Annotated in this window: 20 protein-coding genes and 1 pseudogene; 8 read left to right on the top strand and 13 right to left on the bottom strand. The window is 71.1% G+C overall.

What is annotated here, in order from left to right:
- The first annotated feature begins 114 nt into the window (after nucleotides 1-114).
- Both ACFY0P_RS03485 and ACFY0P_RS03490 read left to right on the top strand, forming a co-directional pair.
- Nucleotides 115-804: a transglycosylase SLT domain-containing protein gene (locus ACFY0P_RS03485; protein ID WP_388906809.1), complete on the top strand. Its 690-nt coding sequence runs from the start codon at nucleotides 115-117 to the stop codon at nucleotides 802-804.
- 170 nt (nucleotides 805-974) lie between these two features.
- Nucleotides 975-2,468, top strand: a complete 1,494-nt coding sequence (locus tag ACFY0P_RS03490; protein WP_388906812.1) for an AI-2E family transporter — start codon at nucleotides 975-977, stop codon at nucleotides 2,466-2,468.
- 10 nt (nucleotides 2,469-2,478) lie between these two features.
- Here the strand turns inward: ACFY0P_RS03490 and ACFY0P_RS03495 are convergent.
- The 4 genes and pseudogenes from ACFY0P_RS03495 to ACFY0P_RS03510 form a co-directional block, all read right to left on the bottom strand.
- Nucleotides 2,479-2,622 (bottom strand): annotated as a pseudogene (locus ACFY0P_RS03495) (alkyl hydroperoxide reductase); the annotation flags it as partial.
- 107 nt (nucleotides 2,623-2,729) lie between these two features.
- Nucleotides 2,730-5,078 (bottom strand): ABC transporter permease, encoded by a 2,349-nt coding sequence (locus ACFY0P_RS03500; protein ID WP_388906815.1) that lies wholly within the window; start codon nucleotides 5,076-5,078, stop codon nucleotides 2,730-2,732.
- A complete protein-coding gene (locus tag ACFY0P_RS03505; protein ID WP_388906817.1) occupies nucleotides 5,075-5,764 on the bottom strand; it encodes an ABC transporter ATP-binding protein in 690 nt (229 codons plus the stop codon). Before ACFY0P_RS03505 ends, ACFY0P_RS03500 begins: the two co-directional genes overlap by 4 nt.
- Nucleotides 5,761-6,285 carry a PadR family transcriptional regulator gene (locus ACFY0P_RS03510; RefSeq protein WP_388906819.1) on the bottom strand — a complete coding sequence of 175 codons (525 nt, stop codon included), beginning with the start codon at nucleotides 6,283-6,285 and terminating at the stop codon, nucleotides 5,761-5,763. Before ACFY0P_RS03510 ends, ACFY0P_RS03505 begins: the two co-directional genes overlap by 4 nt.
- Nucleotides 6,286-6,484: 199 nt before the next feature.
- Between ACFY0P_RS03510 and ACFY0P_RS03515 the strand changes: the two genes are divergently transcribed.
- Nucleotides 6,485-7,426 carry an NAD-dependent epimerase/dehydratase family protein gene (locus ACFY0P_RS03515; protein WP_388906821.1) on the top strand — a complete coding sequence of 314 codons (942 nt, stop codon included), beginning with the start codon at nucleotides 6,485-6,487 and terminating at the stop codon, nucleotides 7,424-7,426.
- 27 nt (nucleotides 7,427-7,453) lie between these two features.
- Here ACFY0P_RS03515 and ACFY0P_RS03520 read toward each other — a convergent pair whose 3' ends face one another.
- Complete coding sequence (locus tag ACFY0P_RS03520; protein ID WP_388906824.1) at nucleotides 7,454-7,702, bottom strand: hypothetical protein; 249 nt, start codon at nucleotides 7,700-7,702, stop codon at nucleotides 7,454-7,456.
- 260 nt (nucleotides 7,703-7,962) lie between these two features.
- Between ACFY0P_RS03520 and ACFY0P_RS03525 the strand changes: the two genes are divergently transcribed.
- Entirely contained in the window at nucleotides 7,963-10,407 is a 2,445-nt protein-coding gene (locus tag ACFY0P_RS03525; protein ID WP_388906826.1) for a transglycosylase domain-containing protein, read from the top strand.
- Nucleotides 10,408-10,630: 223 nt separating this feature from the next.
- On the opposite strand, the gene ACFY0P_RS03530 is transcribed toward ACFY0P_RS03525, so the two are convergent.
- From ACFY0P_RS03530 to ACFY0P_RS03540, 3 genes are all read right to left on the bottom strand, one after another.
- Nucleotides 10,631-12,721, bottom strand: a complete 2,091-nt coding sequence (locus ACFY0P_RS03530; RefSeq protein ID WP_388906829.1) for a SpoIIE family protein phosphatase — start codon at nucleotides 12,719-12,721, stop codon at nucleotides 10,631-10,633.
- Nucleotides 12,722-13,025: 304 nt separating this feature from the next.
- Complete coding sequence (locus ACFY0P_RS03535) at nucleotides 13,026-13,739, bottom strand: DUF402 domain-containing protein (protein WP_388906831.1); 714 nt, start codon at nucleotides 13,737-13,739, stop codon at nucleotides 13,026-13,028.
- A gap of 84 nt (nucleotides 13,740-13,823) precedes the next feature.
- A complete protein-coding gene (locus ACFY0P_RS03540) occupies nucleotides 13,824-15,209 on the bottom strand; it encodes a class II fumarate hydratase (RefSeq protein WP_388906834.1) in 1,386 nt (461 codons plus the stop codon).
- Between the two features lie 186 nt (nucleotides 15,210-15,395).
- Here ACFY0P_RS03540 and ACFY0P_RS03545 point away from each other — a divergent pair, with 186 nt between their 5' ends.
- The gene (locus tag ACFY0P_RS03545; RefSeq protein ID WP_388906836.1) at nucleotides 15,396-15,770 is read left to right on the top strand and encodes a hypothetical protein; all 375 of its coding nucleotides are present in this window, start codon (nucleotides 15,396-15,398) and stop codon (nucleotides 15,768-15,770) included.
- Nucleotides 15,771-16,054: 284 nt separating this feature from the next.
- On the opposite strand, the gene ACFY0P_RS03550 is transcribed toward ACFY0P_RS03545, so the two are convergent.
- The gene (locus ACFY0P_RS03550) at nucleotides 16,055-17,728 is read right to left on the bottom strand and encodes a fumarate hydratase (protein ID WP_388906839.1); all 1,674 of its coding nucleotides are present in this window, start codon (nucleotides 17,726-17,728) and stop codon (nucleotides 16,055-16,057) included.
- 181 nt (nucleotides 17,729-17,909) lie between these two features.
- Between ACFY0P_RS03550 and ACFY0P_RS03555 the strand changes: the two genes are divergently transcribed.
- Both ACFY0P_RS03555 and ACFY0P_RS03560 read left to right on the top strand, forming a co-directional pair.
- Nucleotides 17,910-18,611, top strand: a complete 702-nt coding sequence (locus ACFY0P_RS03555; protein WP_366355386.1) for a DUF1707 domain-containing protein — start codon at nucleotides 17,910-17,912, stop codon at nucleotides 18,609-18,611.
- 153 nt (nucleotides 18,612-18,764) lie between these two features.
- The gene (locus ACFY0P_RS03560) at nucleotides 18,765-19,148 is read left to right on the top strand and encodes a WhiB family transcriptional regulator (RefSeq protein ID WP_388906842.1); all 384 of its coding nucleotides are present in this window, start codon (nucleotides 18,765-18,767) and stop codon (nucleotides 19,146-19,148) included.
- A gap of 151 nt (nucleotides 19,149-19,299) precedes the next feature.
- On the opposite strand, the gene glpX is transcribed toward ACFY0P_RS03560, so the two are convergent.
- Complete coding sequence (glpX, locus tag ACFY0P_RS03565; protein ID WP_294011968.1) at nucleotides 19,300-20,337, bottom strand: class II fructose-bisphosphatase; 1,038 nt, start codon at nucleotides 20,335-20,337, stop codon at nucleotides 19,300-19,302.
- A gap of 126 nt (nucleotides 20,338-20,463) precedes the next feature.
- Here glpX and ACFY0P_RS03570 point away from each other — a divergent pair, with 126 nt between their 5' ends.
- A complete protein-coding gene (locus tag ACFY0P_RS03570) occupies nucleotides 20,464-20,988 on the top strand; it encodes a DUF4245 domain-containing protein (RefSeq protein ID WP_388906845.1) in 525 nt (174 codons plus the stop codon).
- Nucleotides 20,989-21,064: 76 nt separating this feature from the next.
- Here ACFY0P_RS03570 and ACFY0P_RS03575 read toward each other — a convergent pair whose 3' ends face one another.
- The 3 genes from ACFY0P_RS03575 to xseA all read right to left on the bottom strand — a co-directional run bounded on the left by ACFY0P_RS03575 (nucleotide 21,065) and on the right by xseA (nucleotide 23,287).
- Nucleotides 21,065-21,655: a malonic semialdehyde reductase gene (locus ACFY0P_RS03575; RefSeq protein WP_388906846.1), complete on the bottom strand. Its 591-nt coding sequence runs from the start codon at nucleotides 21,653-21,655 to the stop codon at nucleotides 21,065-21,067.
- A 147-nt stretch (nucleotides 21,656-21,802) separates the two neighbouring features.
- Nucleotides 21,803-22,042 (bottom strand): exodeoxyribonuclease VII small subunit, encoded by a 240-nt coding sequence (locus ACFY0P_RS03580; RefSeq protein WP_388906849.1) that lies wholly within the window; start codon nucleotides 22,040-22,042, stop codon nucleotides 21,803-21,805.
- Nucleotides 22,043-22,078: 36 nt separating this feature from the next.
- Nucleotides 22,079-23,287 (bottom strand): exodeoxyribonuclease VII large subunit, encoded by a 1,209-nt coding sequence (gene xseA, locus ACFY0P_RS03585; RefSeq protein ID WP_388906851.1) that lies wholly within the window; start codon nucleotides 23,285-23,287, stop codon nucleotides 22,079-22,081.
- Between the last annotated feature and the right edge of the window lie 198 nt (nucleotides 23,288-23,485).

Below are 23,485 nucleotides of genomic sequence, written 5' to 3' on the forward strand. Positions count from 1 at the left end.
GGAGCTGCCCACCGGGCCCGTGTCTCCCGTGACCCAGTAGTGAGGAGACCAGTGTCAGGGGCAAGATTGCGTCCGCCAGGGTCACCGAAGCGGGCGATGCTGGAAGGAAACCGTGTGAGCCGGATCTCGGTCCGGGGATTCGCAGTGGCCTCGGCCACCGCGGTCACCGCCGTCGGAAGCGTCGTAGGTGTTGCCTCGGGCAGCGTCGCCCAGCCCAACAGCGACGCCGAGGCTACGGCAGCCGACACCACGCTCCTCGCCGACCTGCCCGCGGGTCAGCAAGCCCAGGTGCAGACCGCGTCCCTGACGCAGCAGGCCGACGCCGTGGCGATCCAGGCGGACGCGTCCGCCAAGAAGGACGCCGAGCAGGCCGCCAGGGTGGCCGCGGCCAAGTCCGCCGAGGCCAAGAAGGCCGAGGCCGAGAAGGCGGCGAAGGAAGCCAAGGAGCGCGCTCAGGCGAAGGAAGCGGCCAGCCGTTCCTCCGTGTCCAGCTTCCCGGTCCAGAGCTCGTACACCGTGGCGCAGATCCAGGCGATGGCGCAGCAGATGGTGGCCAGCGGCCAGTTCCAGTGCTTCAGCAACATCGTGGACCACGAGTCCAGCTGGAACTACCGGGCGGTCAACGCCTCCTCCGGCGCCTACGGTCTCTTCCAGGCCCTGCCCGGCTCCAAGATGGCCTCCGTCGGCGCCGACTGGCAGACCAACCCGGCCACGCAGATCAAGTGGGGCCTCAACTACATGAACTCCCGGTACGGCAGCCCGTGTGAGGCCTGGTCGTTCTGGCAGGCGAACCACTGGTATTAGGCGTTCCGCCGGGGGTTGCTCGCGCAGTTCCCCCCCAGCGCCCCTAAAAGCTTGCAGCCAGCCTCTCTCTCAACCTTCCGCAGCCCCTCCCCGTCCTAGGGGGAGGGGCTGTTGCCCTGTACGGTCGTTGCGGACGACTCCAGGGGGGAGTGGTGGGGAGAGGGCGGATCATGTCGCGCGTGCCTGAGTGGCTCGGCCGTATCGGGGCTGGACTCACCGAGATGGGCGAGCGGTTGGACGAGCGCCGGGCCGAGGTGGAGCGGGAGCACGCCGAGCCGGAGCCGCCCGCTCCGGCCGTGCCCGTTCCGGCGCCCGCCCCGGCCCCGGACCCACCGGCCCCCGCGCCCGTCCGGAAGCCGGTGCCGCGTCCCGACCCGGTGACGGCCATCCCCTGGGGCGTGCGGGTCGCCGCCGAGGCCGGCTGGCGGCTGCTGGTGCTGGCCGGCGCGGTCTGGATCCTGATGCGGGTCATCAGCTCCGTGCAACTGGTCGTGTTCGCCTTCGTCGTCGCCCTGCTCATCACGGCCCTGCTCCAGCCGACCGTCGCCCGGCTGCGCCGCTACGGCGTACCGCGCGGCCCCGCCACCGCGCTCACCGCCATCTCCGGGTTCGTGGTGATCGGCCTGATGGGCTGGTTCGTGACCTGGCAGGTCATGGAGAACATCGACACGCTCTCCGACCAGATCCAGAACGGCATCGACGATCTGCGCAACTGGCTGCTGAAGAGCCCCTTCCACGTCACCGACAAGCAGATCAACCAGATCGCCAAGAACCTCCGCGAGGCGATCGGCGCCAACACCGACCAGATCACGTCGTTCGGCCTGGAGGGCGTCCAGGTCGTCGTGGAGGCCCTGACCGGCCTGCTGCTGGTCTTCTTCTCCACGCTCTTCCTGCTCTACGACGGCGACCGCATCTGGCAGTGGTTCCTCAAGCTGGTTCCCGCGGCCGCCCGCGAGGGCGTGGCCGGCGCCGGCCCGCGCGCCTGGCGCACGCTCACCGCCTACGTCCGGGGCACGGTCCTGGTCGCCCTCATCGACGCCATCTTCATCGGCATCGGCATCTACTTCCTGGATGTCCCGATGGCCGTGCCGCTGGCCGTCTTCATCTTCCTGTTCTCGTTCATCCCGCTCGTGGGCGCCGTCGCCTCCGGCGCGCTGGCGGTGATCGTGGCGCTGGTCACCCAGGGCGTCTTCACCGCGGTCATGACCCTGGCCGTCGTCCTCGCGGTCCAGCAGATCGAGGGCCACATCCTGCAGCCGTTCATCCTGGGCCGGGCGGTCCGCGTCCACCCCCTGGCCGTGGTCCTCACGGTCACGGCCGGCAGCCTGGTGGCGGGCCTGGGCGGCGCGGTGGTGGCCGTACCGCTGGTGGCGGTGACGAACACGGTGGTCAGCTACCTGCACCAGTACTCGCGCGAGCGATACGCGGCCACCGAGCCCGAAGACGCCGACGGGTCATCCCGGTCAGCCCACCCCGCGCCTGCCGACGCTGATCAGCCACATCCTCCGTCCCACCCCGCGCCTGCCGACGCTGATCAGCCACATCCTTCGTCCCACCCCGCGCCTGACGACGGTGATCAGCCACCCACTTCAGCCTGTCCGGCGTTTGAGGACGAGGCCGTTCAGGCCGAAGGGGGGTCTGGGGGCGCAGCCCCCAGGGGATGAGCGACGGTGCCTACTCCACCTCGGCCGGCACGGCTTCCGCTTCCAGCGCGGAGCCGACCGCCTGGACCACCGAGGCGATCTTGAACGCCTCCTGGAGCACCTCACGGCCGACCCCGGCCTTGCGCAGCACCTGCTCGTGGGAGTCCAGGCACACGCGCCGGGGCAGCGCGCGGCGCCGAGTACCGGGAGCTGGCGGCCGCGTTGCACGAGGCGCTGCGGCCGCTGCCCGTCCGGGTCCTCGGCGCCGATTCCTGACGCCGGCTACTCGGTGCGCAGGCCGTCCGGGCGCATCAGCCGCAGCAGGGGCGGCAGGCTGAGCAGGGTCACCGCCAGGACGACCACCGCGCCGAAGCCGGTCATCGCCAGCACGCCGGGCCAGTCCACGCGCACCGTGGAGCCGACCATCTTCAGCAGCACCGTGCCCAGCGTCAGTCCCACCACGCCGGCCAGCACCAGGCCGAGCCCGACCGGGATCGCCGTCTGCCACAGCACCGACAGGCTCAGTGTGCGGCGCCGGGTGCCGAAGGCGACCAGCGCCGACAGCAGCTTCTTGCGCTCGCGCAGCTGCTCCAGCTGGCCGACCAGCAGGCTCGCGCCGATCAGCGCCAGTACGGCGGCCGCGCCGACGAACAGCCCGGTGCGGATGGACTCGAACTGGCCGTTCCGCTCGATCGAGGTCAGCGTCTCCGCGTGCATCAGCGGGTCGATCCGGACCGCCGTGTTGATCACGTACTCGTGGGCGTCGCGGACCCCGGAGTCGACGGACAGGTAGACCACGCCCTGCACCGCCGTACTGGCGCTCTCCGGCAGTGCGCCCGGGGTGAGCAGGAAACCGCCGCGCTTGTAGCCGGTGGGGTCCTCGCGGGTCTGTGCCTGCTTCAGCCCCGCCGGCACCGTCCAGCGGCTCGGGGAGCCTTCGTCGTCGCCGGAGTAGGAGGGGTCGAGGTACAGCGTCCGGCCGTGCTTCTCACCGGCGGCCAGCAGCTTCGCCGTCTCGGAGTCGCTGTCGGACCCCTTCACCACGAAGGCGTCGCCGTCGTGGCAGGACGGCAGGGCCGCGATCTCCCGCAGCGAGGCGCAACTGCCCACACTCACCTGGCCCGTCCGGTTCGGGTCCTTCTTCCGGTCGCCGACCTCGCCGTCGGCGATCGAGACCACCTTCCGTACGCCCTTGGTCCCGGTCATGGCCTGGGCGACCTCGGGGACCGGGACACCGGTCGGCACCTGGACCGACATCTGCGCGCGGTTCAGGTCGTTGGTGGTCGACTTGGTGTAGTCGGCCTCGACACCGGCGAAGACCATCTGGAGCGCGATCGCACCGGCCACCGCCACCGCGATGCCGTTGACCATGCGGGCCGCCGTACCGCTGCTCAGCTGCAGCCGCCGGACGGCCAGTTGCCAGGCCACCGCGCCCCGGCCGAGCCGGCCGACGACCGTCTCCACGACCCACGGCAGCAGCGCCGTGATGCCGACCAGGAGGAGCAGGACGCCGCCGGTCACCAGGTACTGGTTGAAGTCGCCGTCGCCGCGGCCCTGCCCGATCATCGGGTAGAGCGCCGCCAGACCGGCCACCGGGAGCAGCAGCCGCCACCACAGCCGGCGACGGGTGGGCTTCGCCGTACGCACCACGCCCAGCGGCTCGATGACCACCCCGCGCAGCGTGAACAGGGTCACCAGCACGGCGGCCGCCGGGACGGTGACCGCCACCAGCAGGGCCAGGGCGGGGGAGGGGTTGAGATAGCTCGGGAACACGCTGGTGCCGAACACGTCGACGTTCCCCGCGAGCTGGCGGCCGACGAGGAAGAAGCCGGCGCCGAGGACGAGCCCGAGCAGCGCGCCCGCCATCGCCTCGCCGGCCGCGATCCGCCGTACCATCCGGCCGTCGGAGCCGACCAGCCGCAGCGCGGCCAGCCGTCGGTCGCGGCGCTCGCCGCCGAAGCGGACGGCGGCCGCGACGAACACGGCGACCGGCATCAGCAGGATCACGAAGACCACGAGGACGAGCAGCGTGAGGACCGGGTCGCTCTCCGCGTTCGGCGACCGGGGGCTGCCGAAGTGGTCGATCCGGGCCACGTCCGGCGGGTGGATGTGGGCGGCGAGGTCGGCGGAACCCGCGTAGTACGCGAGGTCCTGCGAGCCGGTCAGCCCGCTCTCCGCGATGGTGGCGGTGATCCGGTACGGCAGCCGGGCCCGCAGCAGCGCCCCGTCGGGGGAGTCGAGCAGCCGCTTCAGCGCGGGCGAGACGGCCATCTCGCCGGGCGCCGGGTAATGGGTGAGACCGGGCGGCACCGGCGCCTTCGCGCCCTCCCGCTGGATCAGCCGGCCGCGTATGTCGTCGCCGCGGTAGGGGGTGTCGATGTCGGCGATGACGAACGTCTTCGCGCCGGGCTTCAGGGGGTGGCCGAAGACGTAGGTGTAGTCCGCCCGTGCCACGTCGCGCTGGTGGCGCACGGCCAGCGCGTTCGGGATGGCCGTGGTGAGCAGCAGCAGCGCCACCCCCAGGCCCACGCCGACCGCCGTCATCGCGGCCCGGAACCAGCCCTCACGGCCGCCCGCGAAGGCGAACCGGACCCCCATGGCCAGATCCCTGCACCACTGCCGGACGTTCATACCGCCCGCTCCATGTCCCGGGACTTCCCGTCCCGTACGACGATCTCGCGGTCGGAGTAGGCGGCCACCCGTGCCTCGTGCGTGACGAGGACGACGGCCGCGTTGGTGGACCGGGCGGCGTCCGTCAGCAGCTCCATCACCCGCTCGCCGTTGAGCGAGTCGAGCGCGCCGGTCGGCTCGTCCGCGAACAGCACCCGGGGACCGGTCACCAGCGAGCGTGCCACCGCGACCCGCTGCCCCTGACCGCCGGAGACCTCACCGGGCCGCTTCTTCGCGAGGTCGTCGACCTCCAGCTTCTCCATCCAGCCCAGCGCGGCCCGTTCGGCCTCCTTGCGGGAGGTGCCGTTCAGCCGCAGCGGCAGCGCGACGTTCTCCACGCAGGTCAGTTCGGGCACCAGCTGCCCGAACTGGAAGACGAACCCGAACTCGCTGCGTCGCAGCGCGCTGCGTTCGGCGTCGTTCATGGTGGCCATCTCCCGGCCGGCGTACATGATCGACCCGGAGTCGGGCGGCACGATCCCGGCGAGGCAGTGCAGCAGGGTCGACTTGCCGGAGCCGGAGGGCCCCATCACGGCGACGACCTCGCCCGGGTGTATGGAGAACTCGGCCCCGTCGAGGGCGACGGTCGGGCCGTACGCCTTGCGGAGCTTCTCGGCCGTGAGCAGCGAACCGGCGGGAGCGTTCACTTGGCCACCTCCGCACGGAGCTTGTCGAGCCGGGCCGCGGTCAGCTCCAGCCAGCGCAGGTCCGCCTCCAGGTGGAACAGGGCGTGGTCGCAGACGAGCTGGTCCGCGAGGTCGCCGTGGCGCTTGCGGTCGGTGAGGATGCGCATGCTGCGCAGGTGCTCGGAGCGCTGGCTGTCGAGGATGTCGCCGGCGTCGCGGTGCGTCAGCAGCGCGAGCACGACCTTGGTGTACAGGGTCGACTGGAGGTACTCCGTCGGCTTCTCGGGCGTCGCCAGCCACTGCTCGACGTCGGTGACCCCGGCGTCGGTGATGGCGTACCGCTTCCGCTCGGGGCCGCCGCCGGCCTCGATGCCGTCGACTTCCACGAGCCCGTTCTTCAGCAGCCGGGACATCGTCGAGTAGACCTGACCGTAGTGCAGCGGCCGGTCGTGACCGAACTTCTCGTCGAAGGCCCGCTTCAGGTCGTAACCGTGGCGCGGGCCGGACTCCAGGAGCCCCAGGAGGGTGTGACCGATGGACATGCAGGGGACTCTACACACGGTGTATACGTCGCGTGTATACGCGTCGTGTGTAGATCATGGCCCGCTGTGCGGACGCGCAGGTGGGGGCCGATTGTCACGGTTCTGCGACAGCGCGGTGTCACTGCGGCGGGGCCTGTCTCGTCTCCGGTCCGAGAGCGGCTTCGCGCATCGGGCCGGAGCGGGTCGGATCAGGAGGGTGATGACCGTGCGGGTGTTCGTGGCAGGGGGCAGCGGGGTCCTGGGACGGCGGCTGGTGCCGCAGCTGGTGGCGCGGGGGCATCAGGTGACGGCCACCACGACCGACGCGGCCCGGCTCGGGCTGCTGACGGAACTGGGCGCGGACGGCGTCGTGATGGACGGCCTGGACGCGCTGTCGGTCGGCCGGGCGGTGGCCGCGGCCCGCCCGGACGTGATCGTCCATCAGCTGACCGCGATCTCCGTGGCGCACGCCGGCAAGCCCGACATCAGGCATCCCGACCGCTGGTTCGCCCTCACCAACCGGCTGCGCATCGAGGGCACCGACCACCTGCTCGCCGCCGCCGAGGCGACCGGCGTGCGGCACGTCGTCGCGCAGAGTCACGCCAGCTGGAACGGCATCCGCGAGGGCGGCTGGGTGAAGACGGAGGAGGACCCGCTGGACCTGATGGAGGGGACTCCCGCGCACGGCGGGATGCTCGCCCTGCGCCACCTGGAGGACGCGGTCCTGCGGGCCGGCGGCGCGGCCCTGCGCTACGGCGCCTTCTACGGCCCCGGTGCCATCGACGACCAGGTGGAGCTGGTCCGCAAACGCCAGTACCCCCTGGTCGGCCGCGCCACCGGGTACAGCAGCTGGATCCACCTCGACGACGCGGCGAGCGCCACCGTGCTGGCCGTCGAGCAGAAGGCGCGGGGCGTGTTCAACATCGTCGACGACGAACCGGCGCCGGCCGCCGCATGGCTGCCGTACCTGGCCGAGTGCGCCGGGGCGAAGCGGCCGCTGCGGGTGCCGGTGTGGCTGGCCCGCCTCGTGGCCGGCGAACAGGCGGTCGTCATCATGACCCAGGGCCGCGGCTTCTCCAACGCCAAGGCCAGGCGGGAGCTGGGCTGGGAGCCGCGCCACCCCTCCTGGCGGCAGGGGTTCAAGGAGGAGCTGGCGCACTGAGGCCCCGTGGGGCGAACGGCCGGTCCTTCACTCCGGGGAGGGCCTGCGGGCGGCGCCCCCGGAAGCCCGGCCGCGGCGCGGCGGAGGACCGGGAGCCGCCGGGGCCTCCGGCAGGCGCCCCGCCTCGGCCAGCGCCCGCCGCAGCAGGAACTCGATCTGCGCGTTGGCCGACCGGAGTTCGTCCCCGGCCCACCGCGCCACCGCCTCGTACACCGCCGGGTCCAGCCGCAGCGGCACCTGCTTGCGCTGCCGCGGCGAGGCATCGGGTGCGGACATGGGTCCCTCCGGGCCGCACAGTCCTGGCTGTCTTCGTCCTATCAGAGTGATATCACTCAACAGTGCCGGGCAACCCTCCGTCTGCTCCGCTCGTCGGTTCCGTTGGGCAGGGGTGCTGATTCTCACGTCCGAAAAAGGGCAGATCGTGCGTCCTCTGTCATAGAGAGCGGTGTTAGTTTTCTGGACTGACCTGAGCCACGTACCTGTGTGACACCCGTACACACGTGTGACAGCCGAGACGAAGCGGAGCAGACGGACTCATGGGACGAGCGGACGAGAGAAGAGCGCGACAGCGTGGCGGCCGCCGCGCCGCGCCCCGGAACCGCACGTCCCCGCAGGCCGAGCCCGAGACGCCGACGACGGCGGAGGGCGGGACCAGGACGGCGGTCCGGTCACCGGCCGCCCCGGCGGCCGCCGAGGGCGCCACCCGCGCGGAACGCCGCCGGGCCGCCGCCAGGAAGCCGGGCAAGTCAGGTCCCCCCGGCAAGCCGGGTGCGGCGGGCAAGCCCGCCAAGGGCCGGATACGCAGGCTGTTCACCTGGAAGAAGATGCTCGGCGCGTTCTTCACCGTCTGCCTGCTGGGCATCGGCGGCTTCATCGCGCTGTACATGATGGTGGGCGTCCCCGGGGGCAACGCGCTCGCCCAGACACAGAGCAACATCTACAAGTACAGCGACGGCTCGGTCCTGGCCCGCAAGGGCACCGTCAACCGCGAGATCGTGGACCTCTCCAAGGTCCCGAAGGACGTCCAGCACACCTTCGTCGCGGCGGAGAACAAGACCTTCTACACCGACAACGGCATCGACCTCAAGGGCATGGCCCGCGGCCTCTACAACACCGCGAGGGGCCGCGGCACCCAGGGCGGGTCGACGATCACCCAGCAGTACGTCAAGAACTACTACCTCGACCAGGACCAGACCGTCACCCGCAAGCTGAAGGAACTGGTCATCTCGCTGAAGGTGGACCGCGAGAAGTCCAAGGACGACATCCTCGCCGGTTACATCAACACCAGCTACTACGGCCGCGGCGCCTACGGCATCCAGGCCGCCGCCCAGGCCTACTACCGCGTCGACGCCGACAAGCTCTCGGTCGAGCAGGGCGCCTACCTGGCCGCGCTGCTGCAGGCGCCGAGCCAGTACGACTGGGCGGTGGCGGGCCCCATCGGCAGGAAGCTGGTGCAGGAACGCTGGAACTACGTCCTGGACAACATGGTCGGCCAGAAGTGGCTCGACAAGACCAAGCGTGACGCCATGAAGTTCCCGATCCCCAAGGAACCGAAGGCCGCCTCCGGCCTGGAGGGCCAGAAGGGCTATCTGGTCGAACTGGCCAACACCCAGCTGGAGAACCAGCTGATGAAGACGCAGGGCCTCACCCGGTCCGAGGCCGAGGCCCAGGTCGTCGACCAGGGCTGGACGATCACCCTGAACATCGACCCGAAGAAGCAGGCGAAGCTGGAGGCGGCCGTCAAGAGCCAGCTCACCAGCAAGCTCGACGGCAAGAAGCGCAAGGTCGACAAGAACGTCCAGGCGGGCGCCGTCTCCGTCGATCCCAAGACCGGCAAGATCCTCGCCCTGTACGGCGGCGTGGACTACTACAAGCACTACACGAGCAACGCCACCCGCGCCGACTACCAGCCGGCGTCCACCTTCAAGCCGATCATCCTCGCCGCCGCACTGGACCAGGACGCCAAGACGCAGAGCGGCAAGGACATCAACGCCAACACGATCTACGACGGCACCAGCGGCCGCGCGGTCAAGGGCAGCGACATCGCCTTCTCGCCGCCGAACGAGGACGACACGGACTACGGCAACATCACCGTGCAGACGGCGATGAACAAGTCCGTCAACTCGGTGTTCGCGCAGATGGGCGTGGACGTCGGCATGAAGAACGTGCTGAAGACCGCCGACGACCTCGGCCTGGACACCACGGATCTGCAGGCGGTGCCCGCGATGACCCTGGGCAGCATGGGCGCGAGCCCGCTGGAGATGGCCTCGGTGTACGCCACCTTCGACAACCACGGCCAGAAGGTCACCCCGACGATCCTCGCGTCGGCGGAGAAGACCGGCCGCAAGGTCGACCTGCCGGACCCGATCGGCGAACAGGTGATCAGCCGTGAGGCGGCCGACCAGGTGACGTCGGTGCTGACCGGTGTGGTCGACGACGGTACGGCCAAGGTGTCGGTGGCCCAGAACCCGCTGCGCAAGGGCCAGCAGGTGGCCGGCAAGACGGGTACCTCCGACAACAACAAGTCGGCCTGGTTCACGGGGTACACGCCCGACCTGGTGACCTCGGTCGGCCTGTTCGGCGAGGACGCCAAGACCCACAACCAGGTCACCCTCACCGGCGCCACCGGCCTGATCCCCGGCACGGGCCGCATCAACGGTGGCGGTTACCCGGCGCAGATCTGGGCGGCGTACACCTTCGGCGTCACGAAGAAGGCCAAGTTCGACCTGAACACCGAGCTGGGCGCGGCCGTCCACCCGACCAAGACGCCTACCCCCAGCTCGCCCCCGTCCGAGACCCCGTCCGAGACCCCGAGCTCGACCCCGACGAAGTCCCCGACCCCGTCGGAGACCCCGTCCGAGACTCCGAGCTCGACCCCGACGAAGTCTCCGTCGCCGACGACCAGCGCACCGTCGACCCCGGTGGACACACCGACAGTGGGCGACACGAACAACCCGCTGGATCCGGGGAACGACCAGTAGCAGAGCCGCTGCCGCACCCCGGTGCTCCGTCGGGTGCGGCAGCGTCGTGGTTGCTCGCGCAGTTCCCCGCGCCCCTGAAGGGGCGCTACGGCCCGGCGCCCCTGAAAGACGCGCGGCGGAGCTTGTGAGGAGCGCTCACGGCAGGGCCCCGTAGGGGCGCGGGGAACTGCGCGACCGGCCCCCACCGGCCCGCAGTTCCCCGACGACCTCAAGCCCTACGGCGCTACCTGTTCAGCTCGAACCAGACGACCTTCCCGGTGCTCAACCGGGTCGCACCCCACCGCCGGGCCAGCCGGTTCACCAGGTACAGCCCCCGGCCGCCCTCGTCCGTCGCCCGGGCCTGCCGCAACCGCGGCAGCTGGGGGACGTCGTCCCCGACCTCGCACCGCAGCACGTCCGTCCGCAGCAACCGCAACGTCACCGGCCGCGACGCGTACCGCACCGCGTTCGTCACGACCTCGCTGACCAGCAGCTCGACGGAGTCGGTCAGTTCCTCGAGCCCCCAGCGGGCCAGCGCCCGCCGGGCGAGCCGCCGAGCCCGCCCCGGCGCCGCGTCCTCCGGCTCCAGGAACCAGTACGCCACATCGCTCGGCGCGATCCCGTCGAACCGGGCCGCGAGCAGCGCGATGTCGTCGTCGCGGTCACCCGGCCCGAGCATGTCGAGCACCTCGTCGCACAGTGCTTCCAGCGGCGGCGGATGATCCGGCCCCGTCAACTGCGCGGTCGCGGCGAGCTTCTCGCGCAGCTGCTCTATGCCGGTCCACACGTCCCGCAGCCGGGACTCCACCAGCCCGTCGGTGTACAGCAGCAGCGTCGCCCCGGCCGGCGCGTCCAGCTCCACCGCCTCGAAGTCGACCCCACCGACGCCGATCGGCGCCCCGGCCGGTACCCGCAGCACCTCGGCGCGGCCGCCCAGGTGCAGCAGCACCGGCGGCGGATGACCGGCGTTGGCGATGGTGATGCGGTGCGAGACCGGGTCGTAGACGGCGTACAGGCAGGTCGCCATCCGGTCGGAGCCGAGCCGCTGGGCCTGCTCGTCCAGGTGGTGCAGGACCTCCTGCGGCGGCAGGTCAAGACCGGCCAGGGTCTGCGCGGTCGTCCGCAGCTGGCCCATGATGGCCGCCGACGTCATCGAGTGACCCATGACGTCGCCGACGACCAGCGCCACCCGGCTCCCGGGCAGCGGGATCGCGTCGTACCAGTCACCGCCCACCCGCGCCGTCTCGGCGGCCGGCAGGTAGCGGGACGCCAGCCGCACGCCCGTGGCGCTCGGCAGGTTCTCCGGCAGCATCGTCCGCTGCAGTTCGTCGGCGATGTACGCCTCCCGGCCGTACAGCACCGCCTTGTCGATGCCGAGCGCGCTGTGCGTGGCCAGCTGGGCGGCGACCAGCAGGTCGTCGGCCTCGAACGCGAGCCGCTCCGGGCGGCGCAGGAACAGGGCCGCGCCGATCACCCGGCGCCGGCCGCGCAGCGGGGCGAGGATCGCGTGCTGGGCGCCGGGGACGAGCGACTCGTTGCCCTCGCCCAGGAGTTCGGGGAGCGCGGCGCGCGCCGCGGGAGCGTCGGCGAAGACCGGCCGTACGCCCCGCAGCACCTCGTTCAGCGCACCGCCCGGCCGTACCTCGCACAGCTCCGCGGTGAGCGCGGCCAGACCGATGTCGGCCGGCTCCGGCTCCGGGACCGGCAGCGGCGGGAAGCCCTCGCCGTCCCGCTCCTCCGGGATCCGGTCGGTGCGGCGCAGCCGCAGCACCACCGGGCCGACGGGCCGCTCGTCACCGACCGGCAGCGGGTCGCGCAGATAGACCAGGATCGCGTCCGAGAAGGTCGGCACGGTCGCCCGGCACAGCCCCATCACGATCTCGTCCAGGTCGATGCCCCGGGCGATCCGCCGGGTCGCGGCGCCCACGAAGCGCAGCCGGTCGCCGTCCCGCCGCATCGGCATCGGCCGGCCCGGCGGCAGCCCGCGTCCGCTACGGCGCTCCTGCGTGCCCGCCGCCCGCTCCGGCTCGGTTCCGGGCTGCGGCGGGATGCCCTCCGGGGTCGGGCGCGGCCGGTGCGGATCGGGCTCAGCGCTGGTGGGCTGGGCGTGCTCGGGGCCGTTGACGGAGTGCTCCTTGGACGTGCTGGTACCGGGACCGGAGGGCGTCTCGCCGGCGCGGGCCTGTGCGGGTAAGGCGGTGCCGCCGCGCGGACAGGGCTGGGGTTGTCCCTGGGTCTGCAGCTGCGGCTGCGGGGTACGCAGGAGCGCCCCGCGGGCCTCCGCGGGGTCGGCGCCCGGCTGTGGGCGCTCGTAGGAGGTGGGGTGCTCCGTCACGCGTGTCGAATCCGTCCGTCCGGGGCTGCGCGCCGGGCGCGCAGGTGGTCCCGCCGAAGTGCCGATACCCGGATTACGTGTCCCAGGAACGGAATTTCGGCGTGGCTGGAGGCTGTTCCTGTGCCACCGGCGAACGGTCTGCGGCTCGCGCACCGCTCGCCGGTGTTGCCCTCGTACCCCTCGCTCACGTCCTGCCGCCCCTCGGTGACGTTCGGTCAAGCCCGGAGCATGGTCCGGGAGTTGTGCTCACGCTTCCTTGCGGAGGACGATCCTACGGTTGTGGGCCGGGGGCGCATCAAGGGTCTCATGAGGACACGTGCGCGGGCGTACGGTCCCAGTCCTCCGGCAGTGACGGTACCGCCCAGGACGGGTCCGGGCGCCAGTGCTGCCAGCCGTCCGAGAACGGCGCCTCCCAGGCCTCGACGGCGGCCACCGCGGTCAGGCCCGCCGTCCGCACCGCCGCGGCCGTCTCCGCGTCCATCAGCCCGTCCCGCTGGGCCTGCGCGAACTCGTCCTCGTCGAGCCACCGCCAACTGCGGTCCGGGTGCACGGAGATGTCCAGAAAGTAGTCCTCAGAGTCCACTCCACCGCCCCAGCGGACCAGCGGCTGCTCAAGGTTGACGTACCAGTTCTTGAACTGCCAGCCGGGCTCCCAGAACAGCCACACCGACCAGGGCTGACCGGGCCGGGCCAGCTTCAGCACGCCGGTGCCGCGCCAGTGGCCGTGGCTGACGGACCGGGGCTTGGTGTAGCGGGACTCCAGTGGCTCTGCACCGACCGACGAGCCGTCGGCGAGCACCGGCCTGACGCACTCGGTGCCGGGCGCCAGCCAGACGGCGAGCAGTTCCTCGTCGTCGCGGACGACGGTGACGGGACGTGCGATGTGGAAGCCGTGCCCGGCGTTCTCCCGGTACCGCCACAGGATCTGGCTCCCGGGTGTCCAGAAACCGGTCCCGTCGCCGGTCGCACCGCCCGTTTCCCCGCGCATCACGCGTCTCACCGCTCCACCGTCTGCCATGCACAGATATTAGGTGCCGTAGGCATACGACGCTGCGGCGGACGTCACGGTTCTGGCCGGGCGGCGCGAATCGTTCGCACGCGGTTACGGCCGTGTCATCCGCAGGACATCCAGCGCCTCGTCCAGCTGCTCGACGGTCAGGTCACCCCGCTCGACGTACCCGCCCTCGAGCACCACCTGCCGGATCGTCCTACGTTCCGAGAGCGCCTTCTTGGCCACCTTGGCGGCCTCCTCGTACCCGATGTACTTGTTGAGCGGGGTGACCACGGACGGCGACGACTCGGCGTACTCCCGCGCCCGCTCCCGGTTCGCCGTGATCCCGTCCACGGTCCGGTCGGCGAGCAGCCGCGAGACGTTGGCGAGCAGCCGGACGGACTCCAGCACGTTCTTCCCGATGACCGGCAGCATCACGTTGAGCTCGAAGTTCCCGGCGGCGCCGGCCACGGCGATGGTCTGGTCGTTCCCGATGACCTGGGCGGCCACCATCAACACGGCCTCGGGAACGACCGGGTTGACCTTCCCCGGCATGATCGAGGACCCCGGCTGCAGATCCGGCAGCGCGATCTCGGCGAGCCCGGTCCGCGGTCCCGAGGACATCCACCGCAGGTCGTTGGCGATCTTCGTCAGCCCGACCGCGACGGTCCGCAGCTGCCCGCTGGTCTCCACGATCCCGTCCCGCGCGCCCTGCGCCTCGAAGTGGTTCCGCGCCTCCGTGAACGGCAGCCCGGTGACCCGGGCGACCTCCGCGATCACGGCGGCGGAGAAGCCGGGCGGCGTGTTGATCCCGGTGCCCACCGCCGTCCCGCCGAGCGGCAGCTCCGCGAGCCGGGGCAGCGAGGCCCGCAGCCGCTCGACGCCGTACCGCACCTGCGCCGCGTACCCCCCGAACTCCTGCCCCAGCGTCACCGGCGTCGCATCCATCAAATGGGTCCGCCCGGACTTCACCACGTCGGCGAACTCCTCGGACTTCCGGGCGAGGGCGTCGGCGAGGTGTTCGAGCGCCGGAATCAGGTCCCGGGTGACGGCGGCGGTGGCGGCGATGTGGATGGACGACGGGAACACGTCGTTGGAGGACTGCGAGGCGTTCACGTGGTCGTTGGGATGGACGTCCCGCCCCAGCCGCTCGGTCGCCAGCGTCGCGAGGACCTCGTTGGTGTTCATGTTCGACGACGTCCCCGACCCCGTCTGGAACACGTCCACCGGGAAGTGCTCGTCCCACTTCCCCTCGGCCACCTCCCCGGCCGCCTCCTGGATCGCCTGCGCGATGTCCTTGTCGACCACCCCCAGCTCGGCGTTCACCTTGGCCGCCGCGCCCTTGATCCGGGCCAGCGCCTCGATGTGCGCGCGCTCGATCCGCTGCCCGGAGACGGGGAAGTTCTCGACGGCCCGTTGCGTCTGGGCCCGCCACTTGGCGTGCGAGGGGACCCGGACCTCGCCCATGGAGTCGTGTTCGATGCGGTAGTCGCTCATGCCGTTGTCAGCGATCGGAGCGCGGTGGTTGTTCCGGGCGCCTGCTGCATTGGCACCACCGACGTCACCGGGTCGGGGGACTGCTCCTCCTACCGACGGGCGGAACATCACAGACAAATGTGACTATCACCCCAAGGCGGCAGGGCGACTCCCTGCCGTCACCCCGGCTGGCAGGAGGGCCAATCGATGAACTTCACTCCAAAGGGTCTGCTCGGCGCCATGGCGGCGGTGTCCATAGGCGCGGCGACCCTGCTGGGCGCGGGAGCCAGCACCGCCGGTGCCGCCGGCGGTGCCCACCGGGCCCACTGCGACCACGCCGAACGCCCCGTCTGGAGCGGCGACCCCAGCCGCAACATGACCAGCCACGGCTGCACCCTGCCGTCCAGCGAACGCCCCTGGTACCGCGTAGCGATCGACGACCTGGCGCAGCCCCACCACACGACGGACTACGCGAACGCCCCGGTCGACCACACCGAGAAGCTGCACGACGAAACCGTCAGGTGCATGGGCTACACCAAGGACGGCGACACGGTGAACTGGTTCGGCTGCATCCCCGACTGACACCTGTGACGAGAGCCGGCCCGCACCCCGTCGGGCCGTCCGGCGTTTGAGGCCGACGACCGGCCCGCGCCCCCACTCTCCAGCCCGTCCGGCGTTTGAGGACGAGGACCGGCCCGCGCCCCCACTCTCCAGCCCGTCCGGCGTTTGAGGACGAGGCCGTTCAGGCCGATGCGGGGGTGCGGGGGCGGCAGCCCCCGGAACGGGCGGTCGAAGGGGGGCCACCCCCTGGAGGACGGGACGGGTAGGGGCGGCGGGGGCGACAACCCCCCGCCGCACCGGACGGGCTACGCCAGCCCGGGCCCCCGCACCGGGATGCTGGTGAACGTCGGCTGAGAGAGTTGCTGCGGGCTGAAGAAGTCGTTGCCCTTGTCGTCCACGACGACGAACGCCGGGAAGTCCTCGACCTCGATCTTCCAGACGGCCTCCATGCCGAGCTCCTCGTACTCGACGACCTCGACCTTCTTGATGCAGTCCTGGGCGAGCCGCGCGGCCGGACCGCCGATGGAACCGAGGTAGAAGCCGCCGTGCGCCTCGCACGCGTCGGTGACCTGCTTGCTGCGGTTGCCCTTGGCGAGCATCACCTTGGAGCCGCCCGCGGCCTGGAACTGCTCGACGTAGGAGTCCATGCGGCCGGCGGTCGTCGGCCCGAAGGATCCGGAGGCGTAGCCCTCGGGGGTCTTCGCCGGGCCCGCGTAGTACACCGGGTGGTCCTTCAGGTACTGCGGCATCTCCTCGCCGGCGTCGAGCCGCTCCTTGATCTTGGCGTGCGCGATGTCGCGCGCCACGACCAGCGGCCCGGTGAGCGAGAGCCGCGTCTTGACCGGGTACTTGGTCAGCTCGGCGAGGATCGTGTCCATCGGCTGGTTGAGGTCGATCCTCACCACGTCCGAGGACTCGTCCAGGTGCTCGTCCGTCGTCTCCGGCAGGAACCGCGCCGGGTCCGTCTCCAGCTGCTCCAGGAAGACCCCCTCGGCGGTGATCTTCGCGACGGCCTGGCGGTCCGCGGAGCAGGAGACGGCGATGGCGACCGGGCAGGACGCGCCGTGCCGCGGCAGCCGGACCACGCGCACGTCGTGGCAGAAGTACTTGCCGCCGAACTGCGCGCCGATGCCGATCTTCTGCGTCAGCTCGAAGACCTTCTGCTCCAGGTCCTTGTCCCGGAAGCCGTGCCCGAGCTCCGAGCCCTCGGCCGGGATCTCGTCCAGGTAGTGCGCGGAGGCGTACTTGGCGGTCTTCAGCGCGTACTCGGCGCTCGTGCCGCCCACCACGATCGCCAGGTGGTACGGCGGGCACGCGGCCGTCCCGAGCGAACGGATCTTCTGCTCCAGGAACTTCATCATGGAGGCCTCGTTGAGGACGGCCTTCGTCTCCTGGTAGAGGAACGACTTGTTGGCCGAGCCGCCGCCCTTCGCCATGAAGAGGAACTTGTAGGCGCCGCCGTCGGTGGCGTACAGCTCGATCTGGGCCGGCAGGTTCGACCCGGTGTTCTTCTCGTCCCACATGGTCAGCGGGGCCATCTGCGAGTAGCGCAGGTTCAGCCGGGTGTAGGCGTCGTAGATGCCCCGGGAGAGAGCCGCCTCGTCGCCGCCCTCGGTCAGCACGTTCTGTCCGCGCTTGCCCATGACGATCGCCGTGCCGGTGTCCTGGCACATGGGCAGCACGCCGGCCGCCGCGATGTTCGCGTTCTTCAGCAGGTCGAGGGCGACGAACTTGTCGTTGCCCGACGCCTCCGGGTCGTCGATGATCCGGCGGAGCTGGGCGAGGTGGGCCGGGCGCAGGTAGTGCTGGATGTCGTGGATCGCCTCCTCGGCGAGCTTGCGCAGCGCCTCCGGCTCCACCTTGAGGAACGTCCGCCCGTCCGGTCCCTCGACGGTGGACACACCCTCCGAGGTCACCAGCCGGTACGGGGTGGTGTCCTCGCCCTGGGGGAGCAGATCGGTATACGCGAACTCAGGCATCTCAGCCCATTCCTCACTCTGACGGACGGCCGCCCGCCGACGCTGGCGGGCGCTGTCCAGCGTAGAACCTGCCGCTGACGGGGAGTCTGTGAGGTAAGGCTCAGTTCGGGAACCATACGGGTTTTCCACAGCTCCCGACGAGGGGTAGTCGCGATCTATCGCGTTTCGGTACTCTGCTGCCGTGGACCTTCAGAAGCAGACCCCTCAGGAGCGCGCCGGAGCGCCGGTGGCCGAGCTGCGCGCCTCGGACGCCGACCGCGACCGTATCGCCGACATCCTGCGGGAGGCCCTCGCCGAGGGGCGCCTGACCGCCGACGAGCACGCCGAGCGCGTGGAGGGGGTGCTGAACGCCAAGACGGTGGGTGAGCTGGAGGTCTTCATACGGGACCTGCCCGCGGCCCACGCCCGCCCGGCCGCCCCGGCCTACACGCCGGTGCCGCCGCGGCCGACGCCCGGCGCGATCCCCGTCGAGGCGGACAGCAACGTGGTGGCCGTCTTCAGCAGCGCTCGCCGCCGCGGCCGCTGGCGGGCCGGCCGCCGGCTGCACGCCTACGCGGTCTTCGGCTCCATCGAGCTGGACCTCACCGAGGCGATCTTCGAATACCAGCAGGTCGTCATCAAGGCGGTCTCGGTCTTCGGCGACATCCAGATCCGGGTCCCGGAGAACGTGTCGCTGCGCGGCACCGGCGGCGGTGTGCTCGGCAACTTCGAGGCGGACACACTGGATTCGGTCGACTCCGACGCGCCGGTCGTCTACGTCGACGGCTGGGCCGTCCTCGGCAACGTGGAGGCGCGGCCGAAGCGCGGAAAGCTCATCGCGGACATCCTGGACCGGGTCCAGGACAAGGTCGACAGGAAGTTGCGCAAACACCTGGACCGTTGACGGTCGCGAATCACTCCTTGCCCGGCGGCCTCAGGGGTCGTGAACAAGCCGCCGGAGTACGGCTGTTGAGAACGCTGTGCATAGGCCCGCGCACAGCGGGTAGGCCTTGCTGCATCGTCTCTCGCTCGCGAAGCCGTCGTCAGGAGTAGACCCGTGCTGCAACCGCCGCATTCGTCCCTGCAGGTAGCTGCCGTTCCGGCCCAGCGGGTGCCAGTGCGGGACAGGGACCAAGACGCACCCTGGCACACCGAGGCGGTGTGCCGGCGCGACGAGGCAGGCCTGTTCTTCGCACCCTCCAAGGAACCCACCGCCGCCCGGCTGTCCCGGGAGGAGGCGGCCAAGCGGGTCTGTGCCCGCTGCCCGGTGATGGTCGAGTGCCGGGAACACGCCCTGCTCCAGCCCGAGCCCTACGGCGTCTGGGGCGGTCTCACGGCCGCGGAACGCCGCGTGGTCCTGGCGAGGCGCAGGCGCCGCGAGATGGAACTCAAGAAGGCGGCACGAGCGACGGCAGCGAACCGCATAGCGCAGGCAGGCTGACAAAAAGGCGCCCTCTCCGCACAGAGGGCGCCTTCTCGCTTGCCGAGGGGGCATCGCCCCTGTCTTTCAGGGGCGCTGGGGGAGGAACTGCGCGACCAGCCACGACGCGCCCGCACTCGCCGGCGCACCGCAGCCCCCTGCCCCGACCGCGTCACTTCGGGCGGTCGAAATCAACCGTGCTGTACGCCCGCAGCTTGCGCAGCCGGTGCTCGGAGTCGATCCGCCGCACCGTCCCCGACTTCGACCGCATCACGATGGACTCGGTCAGCGCGGTCTCCGACCGGTACCGCACACCCCGCAGCAACTCGCCGTCGGTGATCCCGGTCGCGACGAAGAACACGTTCTCTCCGGTCACCAGGTCCTCGGTGGTCAGCACCCGGTCCAGGTCGTGCCCGGCGTCGATCGCCCGCTGCCGCTCCTCGTCGTCCTTGGGCCACAGCTTGCCCTGGATGGTCCCGCCCAGGCACTTCACCGCGCACGCCGAGATGATGCCCTCGGGCGTGCCGCCGATCCCGAGCAGCATGTCGACGCCCGTGCCCTCGCGCAGCGCGTAGATCGACCCGGCGACGTCACCGTCGGAGATCAGCTTGATGCGCGCGCCGGCCTCCCGGATCTCCTTGATGATCCCTTCGTGCCGCGGCCGGTCCAGGATGACGACGGTCACGTCCTCCGGGGTGGCCCGCTTCGCCTTGGCGACCCGCCGGATGTTGACCGCGACGGGCGCGTCGATGTCGACGAAGTCCGCCGCCTCCGGGCCCGTGACCAGCTTGTCCATGTAGAACACGGCGGACGGGTCGAACATGGCCCCGCGCTCGGCCGCGGCGAGCACGGCGATCGCGTTGGGCATGCCCTTCGCGGTCAGGGTCGTCCCGTCGATCGGGTCGACGGCGATGTCGACCTCGGGTCCGGTGCCGTCGCCGATGCGCTCCCCGTTGAAGAGCATCGGGGCCTCGTCCTTCTCGCCCTCGCCGATGACGACCACGCCGTTCATCGACACGGTGGAGACGAGGGTCCGCATCGCGCGCACCGCGGCGCCGTCGGCGCCGTTCTTGTCGCCGCGGCCGACCCAGCGTCCCGCGGCCATCGCGGCGGCCTCGGTGACCCGGACGAGCTCCAGGGCGAGGTTGCGGTCGGGGGCCTCGGAGGGAACATCGAGTTCGGACGGCAGATGATGATGATTCTCGGTCATCGGAGCGCACCTTTCTGATACGACGACGGCCGGATGAGGGTTTCCCGTCGACTCTATCGCCAGACTGACAAAATGAGCAGGGGACCCCACGGATGAGCGCACGGGGCACCTGCGACGATAGGGGACGTGGCAGGCACGAACGGCAAGCAGAAGACGGTCCGGGACATGATTCTCTCCCTGGCCCTGATCGGCCTCGCGGCGGGCTTCATCTACCTGCTCGTCCCGCACGACGATCACGCTCCCGACATCCAGCGGGTCGACTACCGGGTCGAGCTGCTGACGGCACGGCGCGCGGCGAGCTACCCGGTCGCCGCGCCTCAGGGCCTGCCCAGCACCTGGAAGGCCACCTCGGTCCGCTTCCAGGGCGAGGTCGGGGACCGCTGGCATCTCGGCTACCAGACCCCCGACGGTCAGTACGTCCAGATCGAGCAGTCGACTCAGAAGCGCGCGGACTTCATCACCGACGCCAGCCAGGGCGCGTCGGCCACGAAGACGACCGAGAAGATCGGTGACCGCACGTGGACGCACTACACCGGCGGCCGCTACGACGCGCTGGTGCTGGACGGCACCACCGGCTCCACCACGGTGGTGGCGGGCACCGCCTCCTTCGCCCAGCTGACGAAGATGGCGGCGGCCCTGAAGATGTCCTGACGCGGGCGTCGTGACACGAACGCGAGAGGCCCCCGGCGCCGTTGCCGGGGGCCTCTTCCGCGTCTGCGGGGGTGGCTCAGACGGTCGTGACGACGTCTTCGTAGGCCAGGCGCGGGGAGCGCGGGAACCAGGCGTCCGGGCCCGGCTTGCCGATGTTGACGACCACGAACGGGGTGTGGTCGTCGTCCAGGAACTCCTTCTGGATGCCCGCGAAGTCGACGCCGGTCATCGGGCCGGCGGCGAGGCCGGCGGCGCGGACGCCGATGATGAAGTACGCGGCCTGGAGGGCGGCGTTCAGGGCCGCGCTGCCCTCGCGCACCGCGCGGTCGCCGAAGAAGGCGTCCTTGGCCTGCGGGAAGTGCGGGAAGAGCTCCGGCAGCTCCTCGTGGAACTCGTTGTCCGCGGCGAGGATCGCGACCAGCGGCGCGGTGGCGGTCTTCTTCTGGTTGCCCTCGGCCATGTGCTGCACCAAGCGCTCGCGGGCCTCGGGGGAACGGACCAGGACCACGCGCAGCGGCGACTGGTTCATGGACGTCGGGCCGTACTTGACCAGGTCGTAGATCGCCTGCACCTGCTCGTCGGTCACCGGCTCGTCGGTGAAGGTGTTGGCGGTGCGGGCCTCGCGGAACAGCAGGTCCTGGGCGGCGGGGTCGAGAACGAGAGACATTGGACTTCCTGGGGGGTCGCATCGCGTTCAATCCGGACCGTGGTCCGGATAGGCTGACGGCATGACCATACGGGAGTGAAGGTTCAAGGTTCAACAAAAACCGGCCCGTGGTGATCCGCCTCACACCGACAACGCCGGCAGCCCCGCTCAGTCCCCCTCTCCGGCCTCTTCCCCCTCTTCCTCTTCCTCGGCGAGCGCCGCGTCCAGCCGGGCCCGCGCCCCCTCCAGCCACCGCCGGCAGACCTTGGCCAGCTCCTCGCCCCGCTCCCAGAGCGCCAGTGACTCCTCCAGGCTCGTCCCGCCGGCCTCCAGCCGCCGCACGGTCTCGATCAGCTCGTCCCGCGCCTGCTCGTAGGAGAGGGCGGCCTCTTCCGTCCTGCTGCTCATGCACTTACCTCTCTCATCGACTCGTACGGCACGGCGTCAGCCGTCCACCCGCACCGTGAACTCACCCTCGGCGACCCGCGCCCGCAGCGCCTCGCCCGGCTCCACCTCCGCGCCGTCGCGCACCACATGGTCGTCGCCCTTCTGCAGCACGGCGTAACCGCGCTTCAGCGTGGCGGCGGGGGAGAGGGCCACCACGCGCGCGTGCGTGTGCGTCAGCTCGGAGTCGGCGCGGTCGAGCAGGTGCCCGAGAGTGCGCCGGGAACGGTCCACCAGCGAGGCGACGTGATCGGCCCGTTCGTCGACCATCCGGTGCGGATCCTCCATGGCCGGCCGCGCGAGCGCGTTGGCCAGCCCCCGCTCCTCCCGCGCCACCAGCGCGTCGACACACCGCCGCCCCCGGTCCCGCAGCATCCGCACCCGCTCCAGCTCCTCCCCGACGTCCGGTACGACCTTCTTGGCGGCGTCGGTGGGGGTGGAGGCACGCAGGTCGGCGACGAAGTCGAGCAACGGATTGTCGGGCTCGTGCCCGATGGCGGAGACGACCGGCGTACGGCACTCGGCGACGGCCCGCACCAGCTGCTCGTCGGAGAACGGCAGCAGATCCTCCACACTGCCGCCCCCGCGCGCGACGATGATCACATCCACCTCCTCGATCGCGTCGAGCTCCTTCACGGCCTGCACGACCTGCGGCACGGCGTGCACGCCCTGCACCGGCACGTTCCGCACCTCGAACCGCACCGCGGGCCACCGGTGCCGGGCGTTCTCCAGCACGTCCCGCTCGGCGGCCGAGGCCCGCCCGCACACCAGCCCGATCAACTGCGGCAGGAACGGCAACGGCTTCTTCCGCTCGGCGGCGAACAGCCCCTCCGCGGTCAGCGCCTTCTTGAGCATCTCCAGCCGCGCCAGCAGCTCCCCGACCCCCACCGGCCTTATCTCGGCAGCCCGCAGCGAGAGCTGCCCGCGCGGTGCGTACCACTCGGGCTTCGCGTGCACGACGACCCGGGCCCCCTCGCCGACCACATCGGCCACCGCGTCGAACACCTGCCGGAAACAGGTCACACCGATCGAGATGTCGTACGACGGATCCCGCAACGTCAGAAACACGACCCCCGCCCCCGGCCGCCGCGACAACTGGGTGATCTGCCCCTCGACCCAGACGGCCCCGAGCCGGTCGATCCACCCCCCGATCAGCCGGGAGATCTCACCGACGGGCACGGGAGCTTCAGCGGACGTGTTCAAAGCCATGCGCCGAGAGTAACGGCGCACACCGACAGCCCGGCCGGCACCACAACCCGGCCAGCCCGGCGTCTGAGGCGGACGGCTGCCCGGTACCGCATCTCGGTCTGTCTGGCTGTTTGAGGCGGACGACCGGCCGGTACCGCATCTCAGGCTGTCCGGTGCCTGAGGCCGAGGGACCGGCCCGCGCCGGCACTCTCCAGTCTG

The organism is Streptomyces sp. NPDC001714, assembly GCF_042892755.1.
Classification (GTDB): Bacteria; Actinomycetota; Actinomycetes; order Streptomycetales; family Streptomycetaceae; genus Streptomyces.

What these genes read in the sequence shown, in the direction of transcription:
- ACFY0P_RS03525 (WP_388906826.1), top strand. Translation starts at nt 7,963, where the DNA reads ATGGGACGAGCGGACGAGAGAAGAGCGCGACAGCGTGGCGGCCGCCGC.
- ACFY0P_RS03520 (WP_388906824.1), bottom strand. Translation starts at nt 7,702, where the DNA reads ATGTCCGCACCCGATGCCTCGCCGCGGCAGCGCAAGCAGGTGCCGCTG.
- ACFY0P_RS03540 (WP_388906834.1), bottom strand. Translation starts at nt 15,209, where the DNA reads ATGAGCGACTACCGCATCGAACACGACTCCATGGGCGAGGTCCGGGTC.
- glpX (WP_294011968.1), bottom strand. Translation starts at nt 20,337, where the DNA reads ATGACCGAGAATCATCATCATCTGCCGTCCGAACTCGATGTTCCCTCC.
- ACFY0P_RS03515 (WP_388906821.1), top strand. Translation starts at nt 6,485, where the DNA reads ATGACCGTGCGGGTGTTCGTGGCAGGGGGCAGCGGGGTCCTGGGACGG.
- ACFY0P_RS03575 (WP_388906846.1), bottom strand. Translation starts at nt 21,655, where the DNA reads ATGTCTCTCGTTCTCGACCCCGCCGCCCAGGACCTGCTGTTCCGCGAG.
- ACFY0P_RS03490 (WP_388906812.1), top strand. Translation starts at nt 975, where the DNA reads ATGTCGCGCGTGCCTGAGTGGCTCGGCCGTATCGGGGCTGGACTCACC.
- ACFY0P_RS03500 (WP_388906815.1), bottom strand. Translation starts at nt 5,078, where the DNA reads ATGAACGTCCGGCAGTGGTGCAGGGATCTGGCCATGGGGGTCCGGTTC.
- xseA (WP_388906851.1), bottom strand. Translation starts at nt 23,287, where the DNA reads ATGGCTTTGAACACGTCCGCTGAAGCTCCCGTGCCCGTCGGTGAGATC.
- ACFY0P_RS03535 (WP_388906831.1), bottom strand. Translation starts at nt 13,739, where the DNA reads ATGGCAGACGGTGGAGCGGTGAGACGCGTGATGCGCGGGGAAACGGGC.
- ACFY0P_RS03545 (WP_388906836.1), top strand. Translation starts at nt 15,396, where the DNA reads ATGAACTTCACTCCAAAGGGTCTGCTCGGCGCCATGGCGGCGGTGTCC.
- ACFY0P_RS03510 (WP_388906819.1), bottom strand. Translation starts at nt 6,285, where the DNA reads ATGTCCATCGGTCACACCCTCCTGGGGCTCCTGGAGTCCGGCCCGCGC.
- ACFY0P_RS03580 (WP_388906849.1), bottom strand. Translation starts at nt 22,042, where the DNA reads ATGAGCAGCAGGACGGAAGAGGCCGCCCTCTCCTACGAGCAGGCGCGG.
- ACFY0P_RS03550 (WP_388906839.1), bottom strand. Translation starts at nt 17,728, where the DNA reads ATGCCTGAGTTCGCGTATACCGATCTGCTCCCCCAGGGCGAGGACACC.